General features: G+C 71.7%; 15 protein-coding genes. 7 read left to right on the top strand and 8 right to left on the bottom strand.

Going from position 1 to position 15069, the window contains the following annotated elements; genetic code table 11:
- Positions 1-34 precede the first annotated feature (34 nt).
- Together ACR9E9_RS09690 and ACR9E9_RS09685 are read left to right on the top strand one after the other, a co-directional pair.
- On the top strand, positions 35-1417 hold the full coding sequence (locus ACR9E9_RS09690; RefSeq protein ID WP_435198276.1) for an NAD-dependent succinate-semialdehyde dehydrogenase: 1383 nt from the start codon (positions 35-37) through the stop codon (positions 1415-1417).
- Positions 1418-1512: 95 nt separating this feature from the next.
- A complete protein-coding gene (locus tag ACR9E9_RS09685) occupies positions 1513-1902 on the top strand; it encodes a nuclear transport factor 2 family protein (protein WP_435198275.1) in 390 nt (129 codons plus the stop codon).
- A gap of 5 nt (positions 1903-1907) precedes the next feature.
- Here ACR9E9_RS09685 and ACR9E9_RS09680 read toward each other — a convergent pair whose 3' ends face one another.
- Positions 1908-2669 (bottom strand): SGNH/GDSL hydrolase family protein, encoded by a 762-nt coding sequence (locus tag ACR9E9_RS09680; RefSeq protein WP_435198274.1) that lies wholly within the window; start codon positions 2667-2669, stop codon positions 1908-1910.
- 89 nt (positions 2670-2758) lie between these two features.
- On the opposite strand from ACR9E9_RS09680, the gene ACR9E9_RS09675 reads away from it, so the two are divergent.
- The 3 genes from ACR9E9_RS09675 to ACR9E9_RS09665 all read left to right on the top strand — a co-directional run bounded on the left by ACR9E9_RS09675 (position 2759) and on the right by ACR9E9_RS09665 (position 5377).
- Entirely contained in the window at positions 2759-3535 is a 777-nt protein-coding gene (locus ACR9E9_RS09675) for an NAD-dependent epimerase/dehydratase family protein (protein ID WP_435198273.1), read from the top strand.
- Between the two features lie 579 nt (positions 3536-4114).
- A complete protein-coding gene (locus tag ACR9E9_RS09670; RefSeq protein WP_435198272.1) occupies positions 4115-4720 on the top strand; it encodes a DUF305 domain-containing protein in 606 nt (201 codons plus the stop codon).
- A gap of 72 nt (positions 4721-4792) precedes the next feature.
- Positions 4793-5377 carry a DUF411 domain-containing protein gene (locus ACR9E9_RS09665; protein WP_435198271.1) on the top strand — a complete coding sequence of 195 codons (585 nt, stop codon included), beginning with the start codon at positions 4793-4795 and terminating at the stop codon, positions 5375-5377.
- Positions 5378-5405: 28 nt separating this feature from the next.
- Here the strand turns inward: ACR9E9_RS09665 and ACR9E9_RS09660 are convergent, their stop codons facing one another.
- Genes ACR9E9_RS09660 through ACR9E9_RS09635 form a run of 6 tightly spaced genes read right to left on the bottom strand, consistent with a single transcriptional unit; the run spans position 5406 to position 11733 of the window.
- Entirely contained in the window at positions 5406-6833 is a 1428-nt protein-coding gene (locus ACR9E9_RS09660) for a tryptophan-rich sensory protein (protein WP_435198270.1), read from the bottom strand.
- Between the two features lie 5 nt (positions 6834-6838).
- The gene (locus ACR9E9_RS09655; protein ID WP_435198269.1) at positions 6839-7561 is read right to left on the bottom strand and encodes a CPBP family intramembrane glutamic endopeptidase; all 723 of its coding nucleotides are present in this window, start codon (positions 7559-7561) and stop codon (positions 6839-6841) included.
- A 2-nt stretch (positions 7562-7563) separates the two neighbouring features.
- Positions 7564-8349, bottom strand: a complete 786-nt coding sequence (locus ACR9E9_RS09650; protein WP_435198268.1) for an SDR family NAD(P)-dependent oxidoreductase — start codon at positions 8347-8349, stop codon at positions 7564-7566.
- Positions 8346-9623, bottom strand: a complete 1278-nt coding sequence (locus tag ACR9E9_RS09645; protein WP_435198267.1) for a class I SAM-dependent methyltransferase — start codon at positions 9621-9623, stop codon at positions 8346-8348. Before ACR9E9_RS09645 ends, ACR9E9_RS09650 begins: the two co-directional genes overlap by 4 nt.
- A complete protein-coding gene (locus ACR9E9_RS09640; RefSeq protein WP_435198266.1) occupies positions 9620-10414 on the bottom strand; it encodes a DUF1365 domain-containing protein in 795 nt (264 codons plus the stop codon). The genes ACR9E9_RS09645 and ACR9E9_RS09640 overlap by 4 nt, the downstream gene beginning before the upstream one ends.
- A 5-nt stretch (positions 10415-10419) precedes the next feature.
- Positions 10420-11733: an NAD(P)/FAD-dependent oxidoreductase gene (locus tag ACR9E9_RS09635; RefSeq protein ID WP_435198265.1), complete on the bottom strand. Its 1314-nt coding sequence runs from the start codon at positions 11731-11733 to the stop codon at positions 10420-10422.
- A 168-nt stretch (positions 11734-11901) separates the two neighbouring features.
- Between ACR9E9_RS09635 and ACR9E9_RS09630 the strand changes: the two genes are divergently transcribed.
- Together ACR9E9_RS09630 and ACR9E9_RS09625 are read left to right on the top strand one after the other, a co-directional pair.
- Positions 11902-12336, top strand: coding sequence for an SRPBCC family protein (locus ACR9E9_RS09630; RefSeq protein WP_435198264.1), 435 nt, complete (start codon positions 11902-11904; stop codon positions 12334-12336).
- 21 nt (positions 12337-12357) lie between these two features.
- On the top strand, positions 12358-13248 hold the full coding sequence (locus ACR9E9_RS09625) for a MerR family transcriptional regulator (protein ID WP_435198263.1): 891 nt from the start codon (positions 12358-12360) through the stop codon (positions 13246-13248).
- A 10-nt stretch (positions 13249-13258) separates the two neighbouring features.
- Here ACR9E9_RS09625 and ilvD read toward each other — a convergent pair whose 3' ends face one another.
- Positions 13259-15010 carry a dihydroxy-acid dehydratase gene (gene ilvD / locus ACR9E9_RS09620; protein WP_435198262.1) on the bottom strand — a complete coding sequence of 584 codons (1752 nt, stop codon included), beginning with the start codon at positions 15008-15010 and terminating at the stop codon, positions 13259-13261.
- Between the last annotated feature and the right edge of the window lie 59 nt (positions 15011-15069).

Below are 15069 nucleotides of genomic sequence, written 5' to 3'. Positions count from 1 at the left end.
CACAACCCATGCCATCCGACGAAAGGCACCAGACATGTCCACGTACATGACAGCAAACCCGACCACCGGTGAGATCGAGCGCGAGTTCGACGAGCTGACCGACGCCGACGTCCCTGAGACCCTCGCCAAGTCGACCGAGGCGTTCGCCTCCTGGCGGACCACCCCCGTCACCGAGCGCGCGCAGCTGATGACCCGCATCGCGGATGCCTACGACGCGCGCCGGGAGGAGCTTGCGAGCTTGATCTCCACCGAGATGGGCAAGCCCCTGGCCGAGTCGCAGGGCGAGGTCGACCTCGCCGGTGCGATCTACCGTTGGTACGCGGACAACGGCCCGGACCTGCTCGCCCCGGAGGTTCTCGACCCACAGGGCTCCGATGAGTCGCTCGTCGAGACCGCACCCGTCGGCCCGCTCGTCGGGGTGATGCCGTGGAACTTCCCCTACTACCAGGTGGCCCGGTTCGTGGGCCCGAACCTCATGGCCGGGAACACCATCATCTTGAAGCACGCCCCGATCTGCGCGGCCTCGGCCGAGGTCATGGCCGAGATCGTCCATGCCGCCGGGGTTCCGGACGACGTCTACATCAACGTCTTCGCCACCAACGACCAGATCGCGGACATGATCGCCGACCCCCGCGTGCAGGGCATCTCCCTGACCGGGAGCGAGCGCGCCGGGTCCTCCGTCGCCGAGACCGCCGGACGGAACCTGAAGAAGGCCGTTCTCGAGCTGGGCGGCTCGGATGCGCTGATCGTGCTCGATGACGGCGATCTCGAGACGACGGCCCGGATCGCCGCGACGGCCCGACTGTCGAACACCGGGCAGGCGTGCAACTCGCCCAAGCGCATGATCGTCCCGAACGATCACGTCGACGACTTCGTCGCGACGATCGTCGAGGTCTTCGAGGCCGCGCAGGTCGGGGATCCCACGAACCCGGAGACGACGATGGGGCCGCTGTCCTCGATCACGGCCCGCGACACCGTCGTGTCCCAGGTCCAGCGCGCGGTCGAGCAGGGCGCAACCCTGCACACCGGGGGTGGGGCGATCGACGGGAACGGCGCCTTCATGCGCCCCGCGGTACTGACCGGAGTCACCAAGGACATGGACGCCTATGCCGAGGAGATCTTCGGGCCCGTCGCCGTCGTGTACGGCGTCGACTCGACCGAGGACGCGGTCACCCTCGCCAACGACGTGAGCTTCGGCCTGTCCGGTTCGGTGTGGGGCACGGACATCTCCCGCGCCCAGCAGATCGCCGACCAGCTCGAGGTCGGCATGGCCTACATCAACGAGCACGGGACGACCCTCCCCGGGTTGCCCTTCGGTGGGGTCAAGCGCTCCGGGTTCGGACGTGAGCTCGGCCGTTGGGGAATGGGAGAGTTCGTCAACACCCGCCTGCGGCGCACCTCCACCACCAAGAAGTAGCAGACCGCACACGGTGCGGGCCCCAGCACTCCAGTGGCCCGCACCGTGTCCTCTAGGCTGCGGTCACCGACTCACCTCGTTGACCAGGAGTGCGCATGTTCCGTGAGGCCATCGAACGCAAGGACATGGGCGCCGTCGACGAGATGCTCGCCGACGACGTCGTCTTCATCAGCCCGGTGGCCTTCGCGCCCTACGCCGGCAAGGCGATCACCAGCGCCATCCTCCACACGGTCGTCGAGGTCCTCGAGGACTTCAGCTACGTCCGGCAGCTGCGCGACGGGCACCACGAGGCCTACGTCTTCACCGCGAAGGTCAACGGTCTGGAGATCACCGGCTGTGACTTCCTCACCCTCGACGAGCAGGGCAGGATCAGCGAGTTCATGGTCATGACCCGCCCGCTCAAGGCCTCCCAAGCGCTCGCCGCGGCCATGGGCGAGCGCTTCCCGCAGATCACGGCTGCCGCCGAGGCACGCACGGCGGGCTGAGCAGCTCAGGACGCCGTGAGTCGCACCGGCTCGGGCTGCTTGGCGACCCGCCCGTCCCCGGTCGAGCGACCAGTGACCCGCCGCCCCACCCAGGGGGCGACGTGGGCGCGCCACCAGGCCACCTCGGTCCGCACGCTCCGGCGGGGCGGCGCCCCGTCCGGTGGAGTCATCCAGTCCGCGTCGGTCGGCACCCCCAGGGACTGTGCCGCCGCGACCGCCAGCCGTTCGTGGCCCAGGGCCGACAGGTGCAGCCGGTCGTCGGCCCACGCCCGCGCGTCCTCGAAGACCGTTCCGGTCGTCTCCTTCGGTGGCAACATCCCGTGGTGCTCCGCGAGATGCCGGTAGATGCCGTTGAGCACCAGGCGGCGGCGCGCGATGAGGCGTCCGGCAGGACTGACCCCGGTGACATCGGGGATCGGCACGACGAGCAGCCGCGCCCCCTTCGCCGTGAAGGGCTCGACGATCCCGACCAGGCTCCGCCGCAACGCCTCCTCATCGAACCGTGGGCACAACAGGTCGTTCATCCCCGCGGTGAGGGTGACGACGTCGGGCTCGAGGGCCAGCGCGGGCCCCACCTGGGTGTGGCGCACCTGCTCCGCCCCGTAGCCGCGCACCGCGAAGTTGGCGTAGTCCACCTCACCGTGGTGGGCCGCGAGCAGCTCGGCCAACCGGTCGGTCCAGCCGCGGGGCGTACCTCCGGGCCAGGGCTCGTCGCCGATGCCCTCGGACAGGCTGTCGCCGATGGCGACGTAGCGCAGGACGCTCACATCTTCCCCTTCCGGTGTGGAACACGATCGTAGCGACGTCGTCCGGCTCCGCCTCGCGACGGCCCGACGAGGAGGAGGACACTGGTGAGGTGACGACGCGACGCATCCTCATCACCGGGGCCACCGGAAACGTCGGCTCGGTGCTCTCGCAGCGACTCCGGGACGGGTACGAGGTGCGCCGGCACGGCCGCACCGCGCGGCCGGACGCCTCACCCGCGGTGCTCGGCGCGGATGTCACCGACTACGACGACGTGCGGGCGCTCATGGACGGCGTCGACACCGTCGTGCACCTGGCCGGCAGCGCCTCGCCCGAGGCGGGCTGGGAGAGCGTGCTCGGTGCCAACATCATCGGCACGCGCAATGTCCTCGAGGCGGCCCGCGACGCCGGTGTGCGCCGAGTCGTCTATGCCTCGTCCAACCACGTCATGGGCATGTACGACCGCCACGAGGAGTGGCCGGTCTACCCGAGTCACCTCCCCCGCCCCGACTCCCTCTACGGGGTGTCGAAGGCCTTCGGCGAGACTCTTGGGCGCTATTACCACGATGAGTACGGGCTCTCCTTCATCGCCCTGCGCATCGGCTGGCTGGCCGACGACCCCACGACGACCGACATCGACCTCCTCCACGCGATGTGGCTGAGCGAGGGCGACACCGAGCGCATCGTGCGGTGTGCGATCGAGGCGGAGATCGACTTCGGGATCTACTACGCCATCTCCGACAATCCCAACCGACGCTGGGACCTCACCAGCACGATGCTCGACCTGGGCTACCGGCCCCAGGACTCGTGGGCCGACGTGGCGCCGGCCGACGAGCCCGTCGTGGAGCGGGGCGAGCCGGTGCCCGACGACTGGCCGGCAGGGTCGTAGGGGACGGACAGGGCCCACGACCCGGCTGTCCGATGACCCACCCCCATGCCCCCTGGGGGTACTCGTAGGATGGGGGCATGACAGCCCTTCCTCGCGTGCGCACAGCCCTCCGGGGTCGTGGCGCGTGGACGTCGTGGGGGTTGGTGCTCCTGGCACTGGCGGTGGCCGCGGGGGTGCTCGCGATGCACGGGGCCTCCGGGGGCCATCACCCTCCCGTCGACTCGACCGCCCACCACGCCGTGGCCGGTCAGACGCCCCCGGACTCGCAGCCGGCTGACGCGCTCGGTGGGCCATGTCCCGACAGCACCTGTCAGGGGCACGGCGCCCTGGGGGCGATGTGCCTGTTCTTCCTGCCGTTGCTGTTCCTCCTCCTTCCCGGCAGAGCTGACTCCCCGTGGCGATGGCGCCCCCCGTGGCTCACCCTCCTTGCCGACCGCCCGCCGCCCGGGTCGGGTCTCCTGCCACGCGTGTCGTTGGTTCGGTTGTGCATCAGCCGAACGTGAGGACGCGCCCGTTCGGCCCGCCCGTGGCCGAGCAGCGCTCCCCCACCGACACGCGAAGAGAAGGACACGACCCCACATGCGCACCACACCCCTCATCTCGGCTCTGGCGACCGCCGGCGCAGCATCGCTGATCGTCAGCGGCTGCTCCACCGGCAGCGACACCTCGACTCCCGAGTCCTCCAGCAGCAGTCAGTCCTCGGCGCAGTTCAACGACGCCGACGTCGAGTACGCCCGCGGCATGCTCATGCACCACGAGCAGGCGATCGAGATGTCCGACATCGTGCTCGACAAGCCCGGGATCGACCCGCAGGTGACGACCCTGGCCAGGCAGATCAAGAAGGCCCAGGGCCCCGAGATCACGCAGATGGAGTCCTGGCTCACGGACTGGGACCAGGACGACTCCGGCGACGAAGGTCACGGTGAGTCCATGTCCGAGGACGGAGGCGGACACGACGGCATGCTCAGCCCGCAGGCCCTCGAGGAGCTGAAGGCTGCCGACGGAGACGACGCAGAAGAGCTCTTCCTCGACCAGATGATCGAGCACCACGAAGGTGCGGTGGCCATGGCCCAGCAGCACCGCACGGAGGGCCAGGACTCGCAGGCCCTGCAGCTGTCCACCGATGTCATCCGCGACCAGAAGGCGGAGATCACGACGATGCGCGAGATGCGCACCTCCCTCTGACCGGTCGGGGCCCGGCCGGGACCATCCCGGCCGGGCCCCGACTTCGCCACCTGCCCCACCGACTCCACGGTTGTGATCTCTGTGCCCATCAACACCTCCTCCCACACCTCCCCCGTCCTCGACCGACGCTCACTCCTCCTCCTGGCCGGCCTCGGGTCGACGACCCTGCTGGCCGCCTGCAGCGACGGGGGCTCGACCTCCACCGCGACGCAGAGCTCCCTCCCGCCGAAGGTGGCCGCCTCCGGGGTTGCTGCCGCGCAACTGGCGATGACCGTCTCCAAGGACCCCTCCTGCGGCTGCTGCAGCGGCTGGATCGAGCACGCGGAGGACAACGGCTTCTCCGTCACGACCGAGCACCCGGAGCGGCTGCACGAGGTCTGGGAGCGCCACGACATCCCCCTGGACCTGCAGTCGTGCCACCTCGCGAGCAACCGCGACGGTCACGTCTTCGTCGGTCACGTCCCCGCCCGCTTCATCGTGGAGTACCTGGCCGACCCACCCCGGGGCGCGCGGGGGTTGAGCGTGCCGGCTATGCCCGTGGGCACCCCGGGCATGGAGCAGGGCGAGGCCTTCGACCCCTACGACGTGCTGCTGATCACCGAAGGGGGGTCCACGGTCTTCGCGAAGGTCACCCGGGCCTCGCAGCAGTCGATCTGACCCCGCGTCCGCACGGGGCGGCGCTCCGTCAGCGCGTGCGGTTGCGCCGCGCGATCGAGGTGGAGAGCGCCGCGGCGAAGGCCGTCCACACCGGGTAGGGCACCAGCGTCCACCGGGTGCGCCCCCCTGCCCGCGCCGCACGGCGGGCGAGGTCGGCCGAGCTGACCGCGAGGATCCCGGCCTCCGCGGCGGCGAGGCCCGGGCGGCGCAGGCGCCAGAAGATGACGCTCCATGCCGTGTTGAGCACGAGGTTGGCCCACAGGGCACGCCGGTAGGCGTTCGCCTCGTCGACCTTCTCCTCGCCCTCGAGCCGGGTCAGGGTGGCCACGGAGGTCACCGCGATGTCGGCGTAGAGCGGGGTCCACACGAGCGGGAAGGCGATCGTCGGCGGCTCCCACGGTGGCTGCTGCAGCGAGCGGTACCACCGGGTCTCCGGCTGGGTCGCCGCGGCGCCGATGCCCGCGCTCGCGACGGTCGCCGCGGTCACCGCGAGGACATCGCGCAGGACGCGGTCGTGACGGACCCCGCGCATCGCCCTCCGCACCGCGTCATCGAACCCGAGCAGCCCCTCCGGCGGCTGGCCCACGTACTCGTCGAGGTCCCACTCCCGTCGCACGACCTCGTGGATCAGGCTCCCCACCAGGGGCTTGGCGACGTCGGCCGTCACGGGCGTGACGATGCCGACCCAGTGGCTGGCCAGCCACGGGGTGAGCAGCGGCACCCCGAGGATGAGCCTCCGGCGCAGCCCGGTCGCCGTGGCGAAGCGCTGGATCATGTCCTCGTAGGTCAGCACATCGGGTCCGCCGATGTCGAAGGTCCGGTTGACCTCGGCGGGGAGGTCCGCGGCACCGACGAGGTAGTGCAGCGCGTCGTCGACGGCGATCGGCTGGATCCGGTTGCGCAACCAGTGCGGGGCGACCATGGCGGGCAGACGCTCGGTGAGGTAGCGCAGCATGTCGAAGGAGACCGACCCGTCACCGAGGATGACGGCGGCCTGCAGCACTGCTGCGGGGACGGGCGACTCGAGCAGCACCTTGCCGACCTCGACCCGCGAGGCGAGGTGGACCGAGAGGTCCGCGCCCTCGGGGTGCAGCCCACCCAGGTAGACGATCCGCCCGACACCCTGGTCCTCGGCCGCAGAGGCGAAACCCTCGGCGAGCTCCCGGTCACGCCGAGCGAGGTCGCCACCACCGTCCATGGAGTGCACGAGGTAGTAGGCGACGTCGGCGCCCTCGAGCGCCCGGCGCAGGTCCTCGACGGAGGTGGCATCCCCCTCGACGACCTCGACCCGGTCGGCCCACTCCGCGCCGCGCAACTTCTCCGCGGAGCGGGTGAGGGCACGCACCCCCCAGCCCGCGTCGAGCAGCTGGGGGACGAGCAGGCCACCGATGTAGCCGGTCGCACCGGTGACGAGCACGGTGCCGCGGGAACGGGGGGTCGAGGAGGGCTGGGTCATGGGGATCACCTGACGAGATCGAGGATGGCGGGGAGGAGGAGGAGCATGGCACTGGACCACAGGACGTGGGTGATGATCGGGGCGAGCACGCCGCCGGTCACCCGGCGTTGGGCTCCGGTGATCAGACCCAGCAGGAGCGCCGCGAAGGCGAGCATGAGGTTGCCCGTGGCCAGGGTCGCCAGGGCGTAGATGACGGTGGTCACGGCGATCGGGTGGGTGCGCCCGACGGCCGCGAAGAGGGCGCCGCGGAAGTAGAGCTCCTCGGCGATCCCGTTGACCACGGTGATCGCCCAGACGATGGCCAGGGAGCCGTAGCGGACGTGGTCGAGCACGTCGTCGATCGGGCCGGCCAGCCACGGCACCTGCCCGACGACGGCCGCGCCGGCGAGGAAGATCGCGATCGCGAGCACGGCCAGCGCCACGGGTTGGACGATCGGCCGGGCGAAGTCGGCGTCGCGGGTGTGCGCCCACCCCAGGTGCAGCTGACCCGAGGCCAGACCACCGGCGGCCCAGACCGCCGCGAGGGCGAGGCCCCCGACGTAGAAGAGCTGGTCGCCCGGGGGGATCCGCAGGGTGGCACCGAGCACGAGCGAGCCGACGACGAGGGTGACCAGGGCCACCCACCGACGCCGGCGGAAGAGCGCGTCCGGCTCGGTGTGGTCACGTGGGACCGGGGCGACGAGCGCTGCCGCGACGAAGGAGCGCAGCTCACGGACCGGGTTGGCCACCGCTACCTCACCGCACCGCGACCATCGTGCGCGCCGGTGGACGACCGGGCGATGCGGCGGGTGAGCGCCGCCCAGACCCGGACCGGCAGGACCCGCGCGAGCTTCATGGTCAGGGCCATCCGCCACGGGAAGACGATCTCGATCGTCTCCTCCTCGAGGCCGTCGGCGATGCTCGTGGCGGCCTCCTCGACATCGATGATGAAGGGCATCGGGAAGGAGTTGGCCTCGGTCATCTCGGTGCGCACGAAACCCGGGCACACCGTCGTCACCTGCACATCGGCGGTGGACAGCGAGGCCCGCATCGACTCGAGGAGGTTGATCTGGGCGGCCTTCGTCGCGCCGTAGGCCTCACCGCCGGACAGGCCGCGGTAGCCGGCGACGGACGCCACGCCCACGAGGTGGCCGCTGCGCTCGGCGACCATCTGCGGCACGGTCGCGTCGATGACGTTGTTCAGACCGAGCAGGTTGACCCGGACGTGCTGGGCGAACTCGTCGGCCTGCCAGTCGGTGGCCTCGAAGGACTTCCAGTAGCCGGCGCACCAGATGACCGTGTCGATCCGGCCGAGCAGCGTGCGGACCTGCTCCGCGGCCCCTCGCGCCGCGTCACGGTCGGTGACGTCGAGGGTGACGCTCGCGAGGCGCCCCCGCGAGACCTCCTCGAGTCGATCGGCCCGACGTGCGCTGATCGCGACGATGGCTCCGCGGTGGTGCAGCTCCTCGGCCAGCGCGGCCCCGATGCCACTGGAGGCACCGACCAGCCAGATGCGCTGTCCCACCACGGTGCTCATGCGTGCGCGGGTCGCTCGAAGCGGATCTGGGCGACGTCGATGTAGTCGGCGGAGAACCCGGCCTCGCAGTACGCGAGGTAGAACTCCCACTTCCGGCGGAAGGTCTCGTCGAAGCCGCTCGCGGCGATCTGTGGCCACTCCTGGAGGAAGGTGCGGCGCCACCGGCGCAGGGTCTCGGCGTAGTCGCGACCGAAGCGGTGGGTCGCCGTGACCCGCAGCGAGGTGTGCTGCGAGGTGGTCTCCTCGATGGCCTGCGTGGAGGGGATGAGACCACCGGGGAAGATGTGCTTCTGGATCCAGCCGAAGGAGTTGCGGGTGGCCTGGTAGCGCTCGTGGGACATGAGGATCGACTGGATCGCCGCGACCCCGCCGGGGGCGAGCAGGTCGTCGAGGGCCCGGAAGTAGGTGGGCCAGTACTCCTCCCCGACGGCCTCGATCATCTCGACGGAGACGATCGCGTCGAACTGCCCCGAGACCTCACGGTAGTCCTGCAGCCGGACCTCGATCCGCTGCGCGAGGCCGGGCTCCTCGACGTCGGCGGCGGCGATGCGCTCGCGGGCCAGCTCGGCCTGCTCGTGGGAGAGGGTGATCGAGGTGACGGTGGCCCCCCGCCGGGCGGCGGCGATGGCCAGGGAGCCCCAACCGGTGCCGATCTCCAGCACCCGGCTGCCGTGCGTGACGTCAGCCATGTCGAGCACCGACTCGATCTTGGCGTGCTGGGCCTCCTCGAGGCTCTGCTCCGCCAGCGGCCGGCTGCGGTCGAACAGGGCCGAGCTGTAGCTCAGGCTCTCGTCGAGGAAGGCGGTGAAGAGGTCGTTGCTCAGGTCGTAGTGGGCCTCGATGTTCTTGCGCGAGCCGAAGAGCGTGTTGCGCGTGGCCCGGGGGATGCGGCGGTCGACGACCCGGCGCATCTTGGCCAGCCCCGGCGGCACGAGGCTGGTCATCCGCTGCGCGAAGGGCAGCAGGGCGTCCGCGAGATCGGTGCCCGGCGCGGCGCTCCAGTCCCCCGCCATGTACCCCTCGCCGAAGCCGATCTTGGGGTGGTGCGCCATCCGCTCGAAGAGCGCGGTGGGGTGGAGGATCTGCAGCGTCGGCGCGTCCGCGTCGTGGGCCCCACCGAGGGTGGTGCCGTCGGGCATGGTCACCCGCACGGGCGCCCGTCCGAGCACCTTGGTGACGATCGGCCGGGCGATGTGGGCGCGCACGCACAGTGGTCGCAGTGCCGGCCGGCGCAGGCAGACGGGTTGGTCGAGCTGGGGTGCTGCAGTGGTCATCGGACGTTCTCCTGCGAGTGGGGGCGGCGGGGCTGGATCGGGAGTCGGCGTGCCCACAGCCAGATGCCGTGGACGCGGATCATGGCGCTGACGCGCCAGGTCATGAGCAGGTGGCGCGCGGCGGTGCGCGCGAGGGTGGCGTCGGTCGCCGCGCGCGGCACGCCGGTCGTGGTCGCGGTGAGGATGCGCTCCCCTTCGCGCTCCAGGCCGACGGTGACGGTGACCCGCTGCGGGTCGAGGCGCAGGCTGACGGCGTACTCGCCACTGGTGTCGTTGAAGGGCGAGACGTAGAAGGCCTTCTCGGTGCGGGCCCGACCGGCGGGGTCGACGTCGAGCAGGTAGGCGTGGCGCTCGCCGTAGGTGTTGTGCACCTCGAAGAGGCAGGCCCGCAGGCTGCCGTCCTCGGTGAGGCACCAGAAGACGGTCAGCGGGTCGAAGACGTGCCCGAGCACCCGGGCGTTGGCGAGCATGACCACGCGGTCCGAGCGCTCGAGGGTCACCCCGCGGTGGGCCAGGAAGCGCTCCACGTCACCGCGGATGCCACCCCCCAGCCGCCCGTGGTCGAGGTGGTCGCGCGCGTCGATCCGCGAGATCAGCCGCAGCGGCCACCCGTGCCGTGGCAGGTCGTCGACGTCGACGAGCCACTGGTACTGGCGGTTGGTGAACTCGTGCCGCAGGGGCGTGCGCCGGGTGTGGCTGACCGTGCCGACGATGAGTGAGGGCAGGGTCGGGAGCTCGAGTGGCGCTCGGGTCGGCACCCGCTCGGGTGCGGCGTCCTCGGATGCGGTCATGGGCCTCACCATGTCACCCCCAGGCGCTGCGCCGCGTCGACCCCGGAGCGGCAGCCGTCCTCGTGGAATCCCCAGCCGAGGTGGGCCCCGGCGAAGGCGAGCCGGTCACCGCCCGCGCCGGAGAGGCGGGTCGCGGCGGCGACGGCCTCGCGGGTGAAGACCGGGTGGGCGTACTCCATCCGGGCGATGACGTCCTCCGGCGCGAAGGGGGCGGCCGAGTTGAGCGTCACGAGGAACTGGTCGCCGTCCTCGTCGAGTCCGTGCAGCCGGTTCATCCAGTAGCTCACGCGCGGCTCGCCCGCTCCCCCGCAGGTCGCGCTGCGGTAGTTCCACGAGGCCCGGGCGCGCTTGGCGCTCGGCAGGTGGCTGGTGTCGCGGTGCAGCACGGTGGCGTTGTGGGTGTAGCGGATCGCGGCGAGGTCCGCCGCCTCCTGCTCGCTGGCGTCGGCGAGCAGGTCGAGGGCCTGGTCGGCGTGGGTGGCGATGACCGCCCGGTCGAAGGGGGTGACGCCGGCCGCGGTGCGCACGTCGACCCCGTCGTCGCGACGGCTGACGGAGGTCACCTGCGCGCTCGTGCGCACGTCGCCCAGCCGGGCCACGAGCGCGTCGACATAGGTGGCGGAGCCACCGGTCACCGTGCGCCAGGTCGGGGACCCGGAGACGCTGAGCATGCCGTGGTGCTCGAGGAAGGCGAAGAGGTGGCGGGCCGGGTAGTCCAGGGAGTCCTCGTCCCCGGAGGACCACACGCAGGAGACGAGCGGCAGCGCGAAGTGGTTGACGAAGTAGCGGGAGAACCCGCTGTGCTCGAGGAACTCGCCCCAGGTCGGGTCGGCGGGCAGGGACGCGTCACCGGTACCGGACCCGGCGAGCACGGCCTTCGCGGCGCGGTGGAAGCGCGGGATCTCGGTGAGCATCCGCACGAAGCGCGGGTCGGCGAGGCGGCGTGGTTGGGCGAGGACGGCACCGGCACCGGCTCCTCCCGCCCAGGAGAGACCGCACCCGTCGCAGGTGATGCTCATGCTCATCTCGGTGGGCTGGGTCGGCACGTCGAGCTCGCGGAAGAGGCGCAGCAGGTGGGGGTAGGTGCGCTCGTTGTGCACGATGAAGCCGCTGTCCACCCGCACGTCGCCACCGCCGGTGGTCGGCACGATGTGGGTGTGCGCGTGACCGCCGAGCCGGGCGTCCGACTCGTAGAGGGTGACGTCGTGGGTACGGGCGAGCACGTACGCCGCCGTCAGGCCGGAGACCCCGGCGCCGATGACGGCGGCCGTCGGGCGGCCGCCACCGGGGTCGGTGGGCCGGTCGTGGAGGTCGGTCACGGTGAATGCTCCTGCGGGTGTGCGTGCTCCCCCGGTCGTGCGGGGACGGTGCGGAAAGGTGTCATAACCCAGTTCGTCGCCGAAGCGTCAATGGATTGTCTAACCTTTGTCCCCAAGGTAGGGTGGTCGTCCATCGTCTGTCAAATGTTTGTCTAAGGAAACGGGCCCATGAAGATCACTCGGACCATCACCGTCGACACCTCGCCGGCCGCCGTCTACGCGTACCTCAAGGACTTCACCACGAGCACGGACTGGGACCCCGGCACGGTGGAGACCACCCTCGTCGAGGGCGACGGCGGGGTCGGCAGCCGATACCACAACCGCTCGGTCTTCCGCGGCAAGGAGACCGAGCTGACCTACGTGACCCTCGACCTCCAGCCGGACCGCCTCGTGGTGATGCGCGGGGAGAACAAGACCGTCATCGCCCAGGACACGATGTCCATCCGCCCGGGGCCGGAGGGCGTCGGCACCGAGCTCGTCTACGAGGCCGACTTCACCTTCAAGGGGATCGCCAAGCTGGCCACCCCCTTCCTGCGTCGCGACCTGACCACGCTCGGCGACGAGGCGGAAGAGGCCCTCAACCGAGAGCTGCCCCGGCTCTGAGCGACCCGAGGGCCACCTGACATGTACACGATCAAGCGCGCAGCCGAGCTGACCGGCGTGCCCGCCGCCACCCTGCGTGCCTGGGAGCGGCGGTACCACGTCATCGTGCCCGAGCGCACCGAGGCCGGCTACCGGCTCTACGACGAGGACTGCCTGGCCCGCATCCGTGCCGTCGCCGCGCTCGTCGACGACGGGTGGGCGCCCAGCCAGGCGGCCGAGGAGGTCTCCCGCCGGGATCGTGCGAAGGGGGCCGCGACCCCCCTTCCCCCGCCGCCTGACCAGACCCCGGCCACGGTGGACGGTGACGGTGGTGCCGGACCGCTCGTCGACGCCGCCGCGCGCCTGGACGCCTCCGCGGTCGCGCAGGTGCTCGACGAGCGCTTCGCCACCGGGTCCTTCGAGTCGGTCGTCGACGGCTGGCTCATGCCCGCCCTGGCCGAGGTCGGGCGCGCCTGGACCGAGGGTCGCCTCTCGGTGGCCGGGGAGCACCTCGTCGCGCACGCCGTGCTGCGCCGGCTGGCCGCCTCCTTCGACGCCGCCGCCAGCCGGCCCGGCGGGCCCGCCGTCATCGTCGGCCTGCCGGCCGGGGTCCACCACGAGCTGGGGATCTTCGCCTTCGCCGTGGCGCTGCGCCGTGCGGGCCTCGACGTCGTCTACCTCGGGGCGGACCTGCCGACCGAGGCGTGGCAGGCGGCACTGGACACCCACTCCGCCCGCTGCGCCGTGCTGGCGGTCCCGCGGGCCCAGGACACCCCGGCCGCCACGACGCTCATCCGGTCCGTGAGCGCATCCCACCCCGAGGTCAGCGTGCTCGTCGGGGGTGGCCGCCAGGACGACGTCGGCGACGACGGCACCCGCCTGGGCCACGCCATCGGCCCGGCGGCCACGGCGCTCGCCGCGTCCCTGCGCTGAGCGCCGGTGCTCAGGTGCACACGGCCCCGAGTGCGGCCGAGCGCACCTGGCGGGAGTACTTGGTGAGCACCCCCTGGTCGGCCGACGGGGGTGGGGCGACCCAGTCCCGGCGGCGCCGCTCGAGCTCGTCCGCGGGCAGGTCGACGTCCAGGGTGCCGGCGTCGAGGTCGAGGCGGATGATGTCCCCGTCCCGCAGCAGGCCGACCGGTCCCCCGGCGGCCGCCTCGGGGGCCACGTGACCGATGCACAGCCCGCTCGTCCCGCCGGAGAACCGGCCATCGGTGAGCAGGAGCACCTCCTGGCCGAGCCCCGCCCCCTTGATGGCCGCGGTCACGGCGAGCATCTCGCGCATGCCGGGACCCCCGGCGGGACCCTCGTAGCGGATGACGACGGCATCACCGGCGGAGATCTCGGCCCGGCGCAGCGCCGCGAGCGCCGCCTGCTCGCCGTCGAAGACCTTCGCGGTCCCCGTGAAGGTGGTGATGTCGATCCCGGCGGTCTTGGTGACCGCCCCCTCGGGGGCGAGGGAGCCGTGGAGGATGCCGATCCCCCCTTCGGGCCGCACGGGGTGGCTCACCGGGTGCAGGACCACGCCGTCGGGCCGCGCGGGATCGAGGTGGGCGAGGTTCTCCCCCACGGTGCGCCCGGTGACGGTCAGGGCGTCGGGGTTGATCAGGCCCGCGGCGAGCAGCTCCCGCATGACGACGGGGATGCCTCCCACCCGATCGACGTCGACCATCACGTGCCGGCCGAAGGGCGTGACGTCGGCGATCAGCGGCACGCGGGCATTCATGTCCGCGAAGTCGTTCAGGTCGAGCTCGACGTGGGCCTCGTGCGCGATGGCGAGCAGGTGCAGGACGGCGTTGGTGGAGCCGCCGATGGCCATGAGGACGGCGATGGCGTTGAGGAAGGCGTCGCGGGTGAGGATCTGCCGGGCCGTGATGCCGTGGTGCAGCAGGTCGACGGCGGCCGCGCCGGAGTCGCGGGCGATGACCATCCGCCGACGATCGGTCGACGGGGGTGCCGCGCTGCCGGGCAAGGCCATGCCCAGCGCCTCGGCGAGGCTGGCCATGGTGTTGGCGGTGAACATCCCGGCGCAGGCTCCTTCGCCGGGGCAGAAGGCGCGTTCGATGGTGTCGACGTCCTCGCGCGGGAGCTGGCTGTAGAGGGAGGCCCCCACGGCCTCGAAGGCGTCGACGATCGTCACCTCGCGCTCGGAGCCGTCGGAGAGCCGGGCCAGGCCCGGCAGGCTCGTCCCGGCGTAGACGAAGACGCTGGACACGTCGAGCCGGGCGGCGGCCATGAGCATCCCCGGCAGGGACTTGTCGCAGCCGGCGAGCAGCACCGCGCCGTCCAGGCCCTCACCCCGCATCACGGTCTCCACGCTGTCGGTGATGACCTCGCGGGAGACGAGCGAGTAGTGCATGCCACGGTGGCCCATCGCGATGCCGTCGCTGACCGAGATGGTCCCGAACTGCAGCGGGTACCCGCCCCGGGAGTGCACCCCCTCCTTCGCCGCCACCGCGAGCCGGTCGAGGCTGAGGTTGCAGGGGGTGACCTCGTTCCAGCTCGAGCCGACCCCGACCTGGGGCTTGAGCAGGTCCTCGTCCCCGAGCCCGGCCCCCCGCAGCATCCCGCGGGCTGCCGCCTGACCGAGACCCTCGGTGACGACGCGGCTGTGCGGGCGGGGGTCCACGTCTGCCGGTGGTCCGCCGCGCTCGGAGTCCTCGGACGCCTCGTGGGAGGTGGGGTGCTGGGTCATCGGTGGTCCCCTTCGCTGCGTGCTCGGTCGGGCCCCGCGTGCCCGGGGCCCCCCGGATA

Origin of the sequence: Janibacter sp. GS2 (assembly GCF_051200835.1) — a bacterium.
Classification (GTDB): Bacteria; Actinomycetota; Actinomycetes; order Actinomycetales; family Dermatophilaceae; genus Janibacter.
The sequence above is the reverse complement of the archived record's forward strand: the minus strand, read 5'-3'. Positions and strand labels throughout refer to the sequence as shown.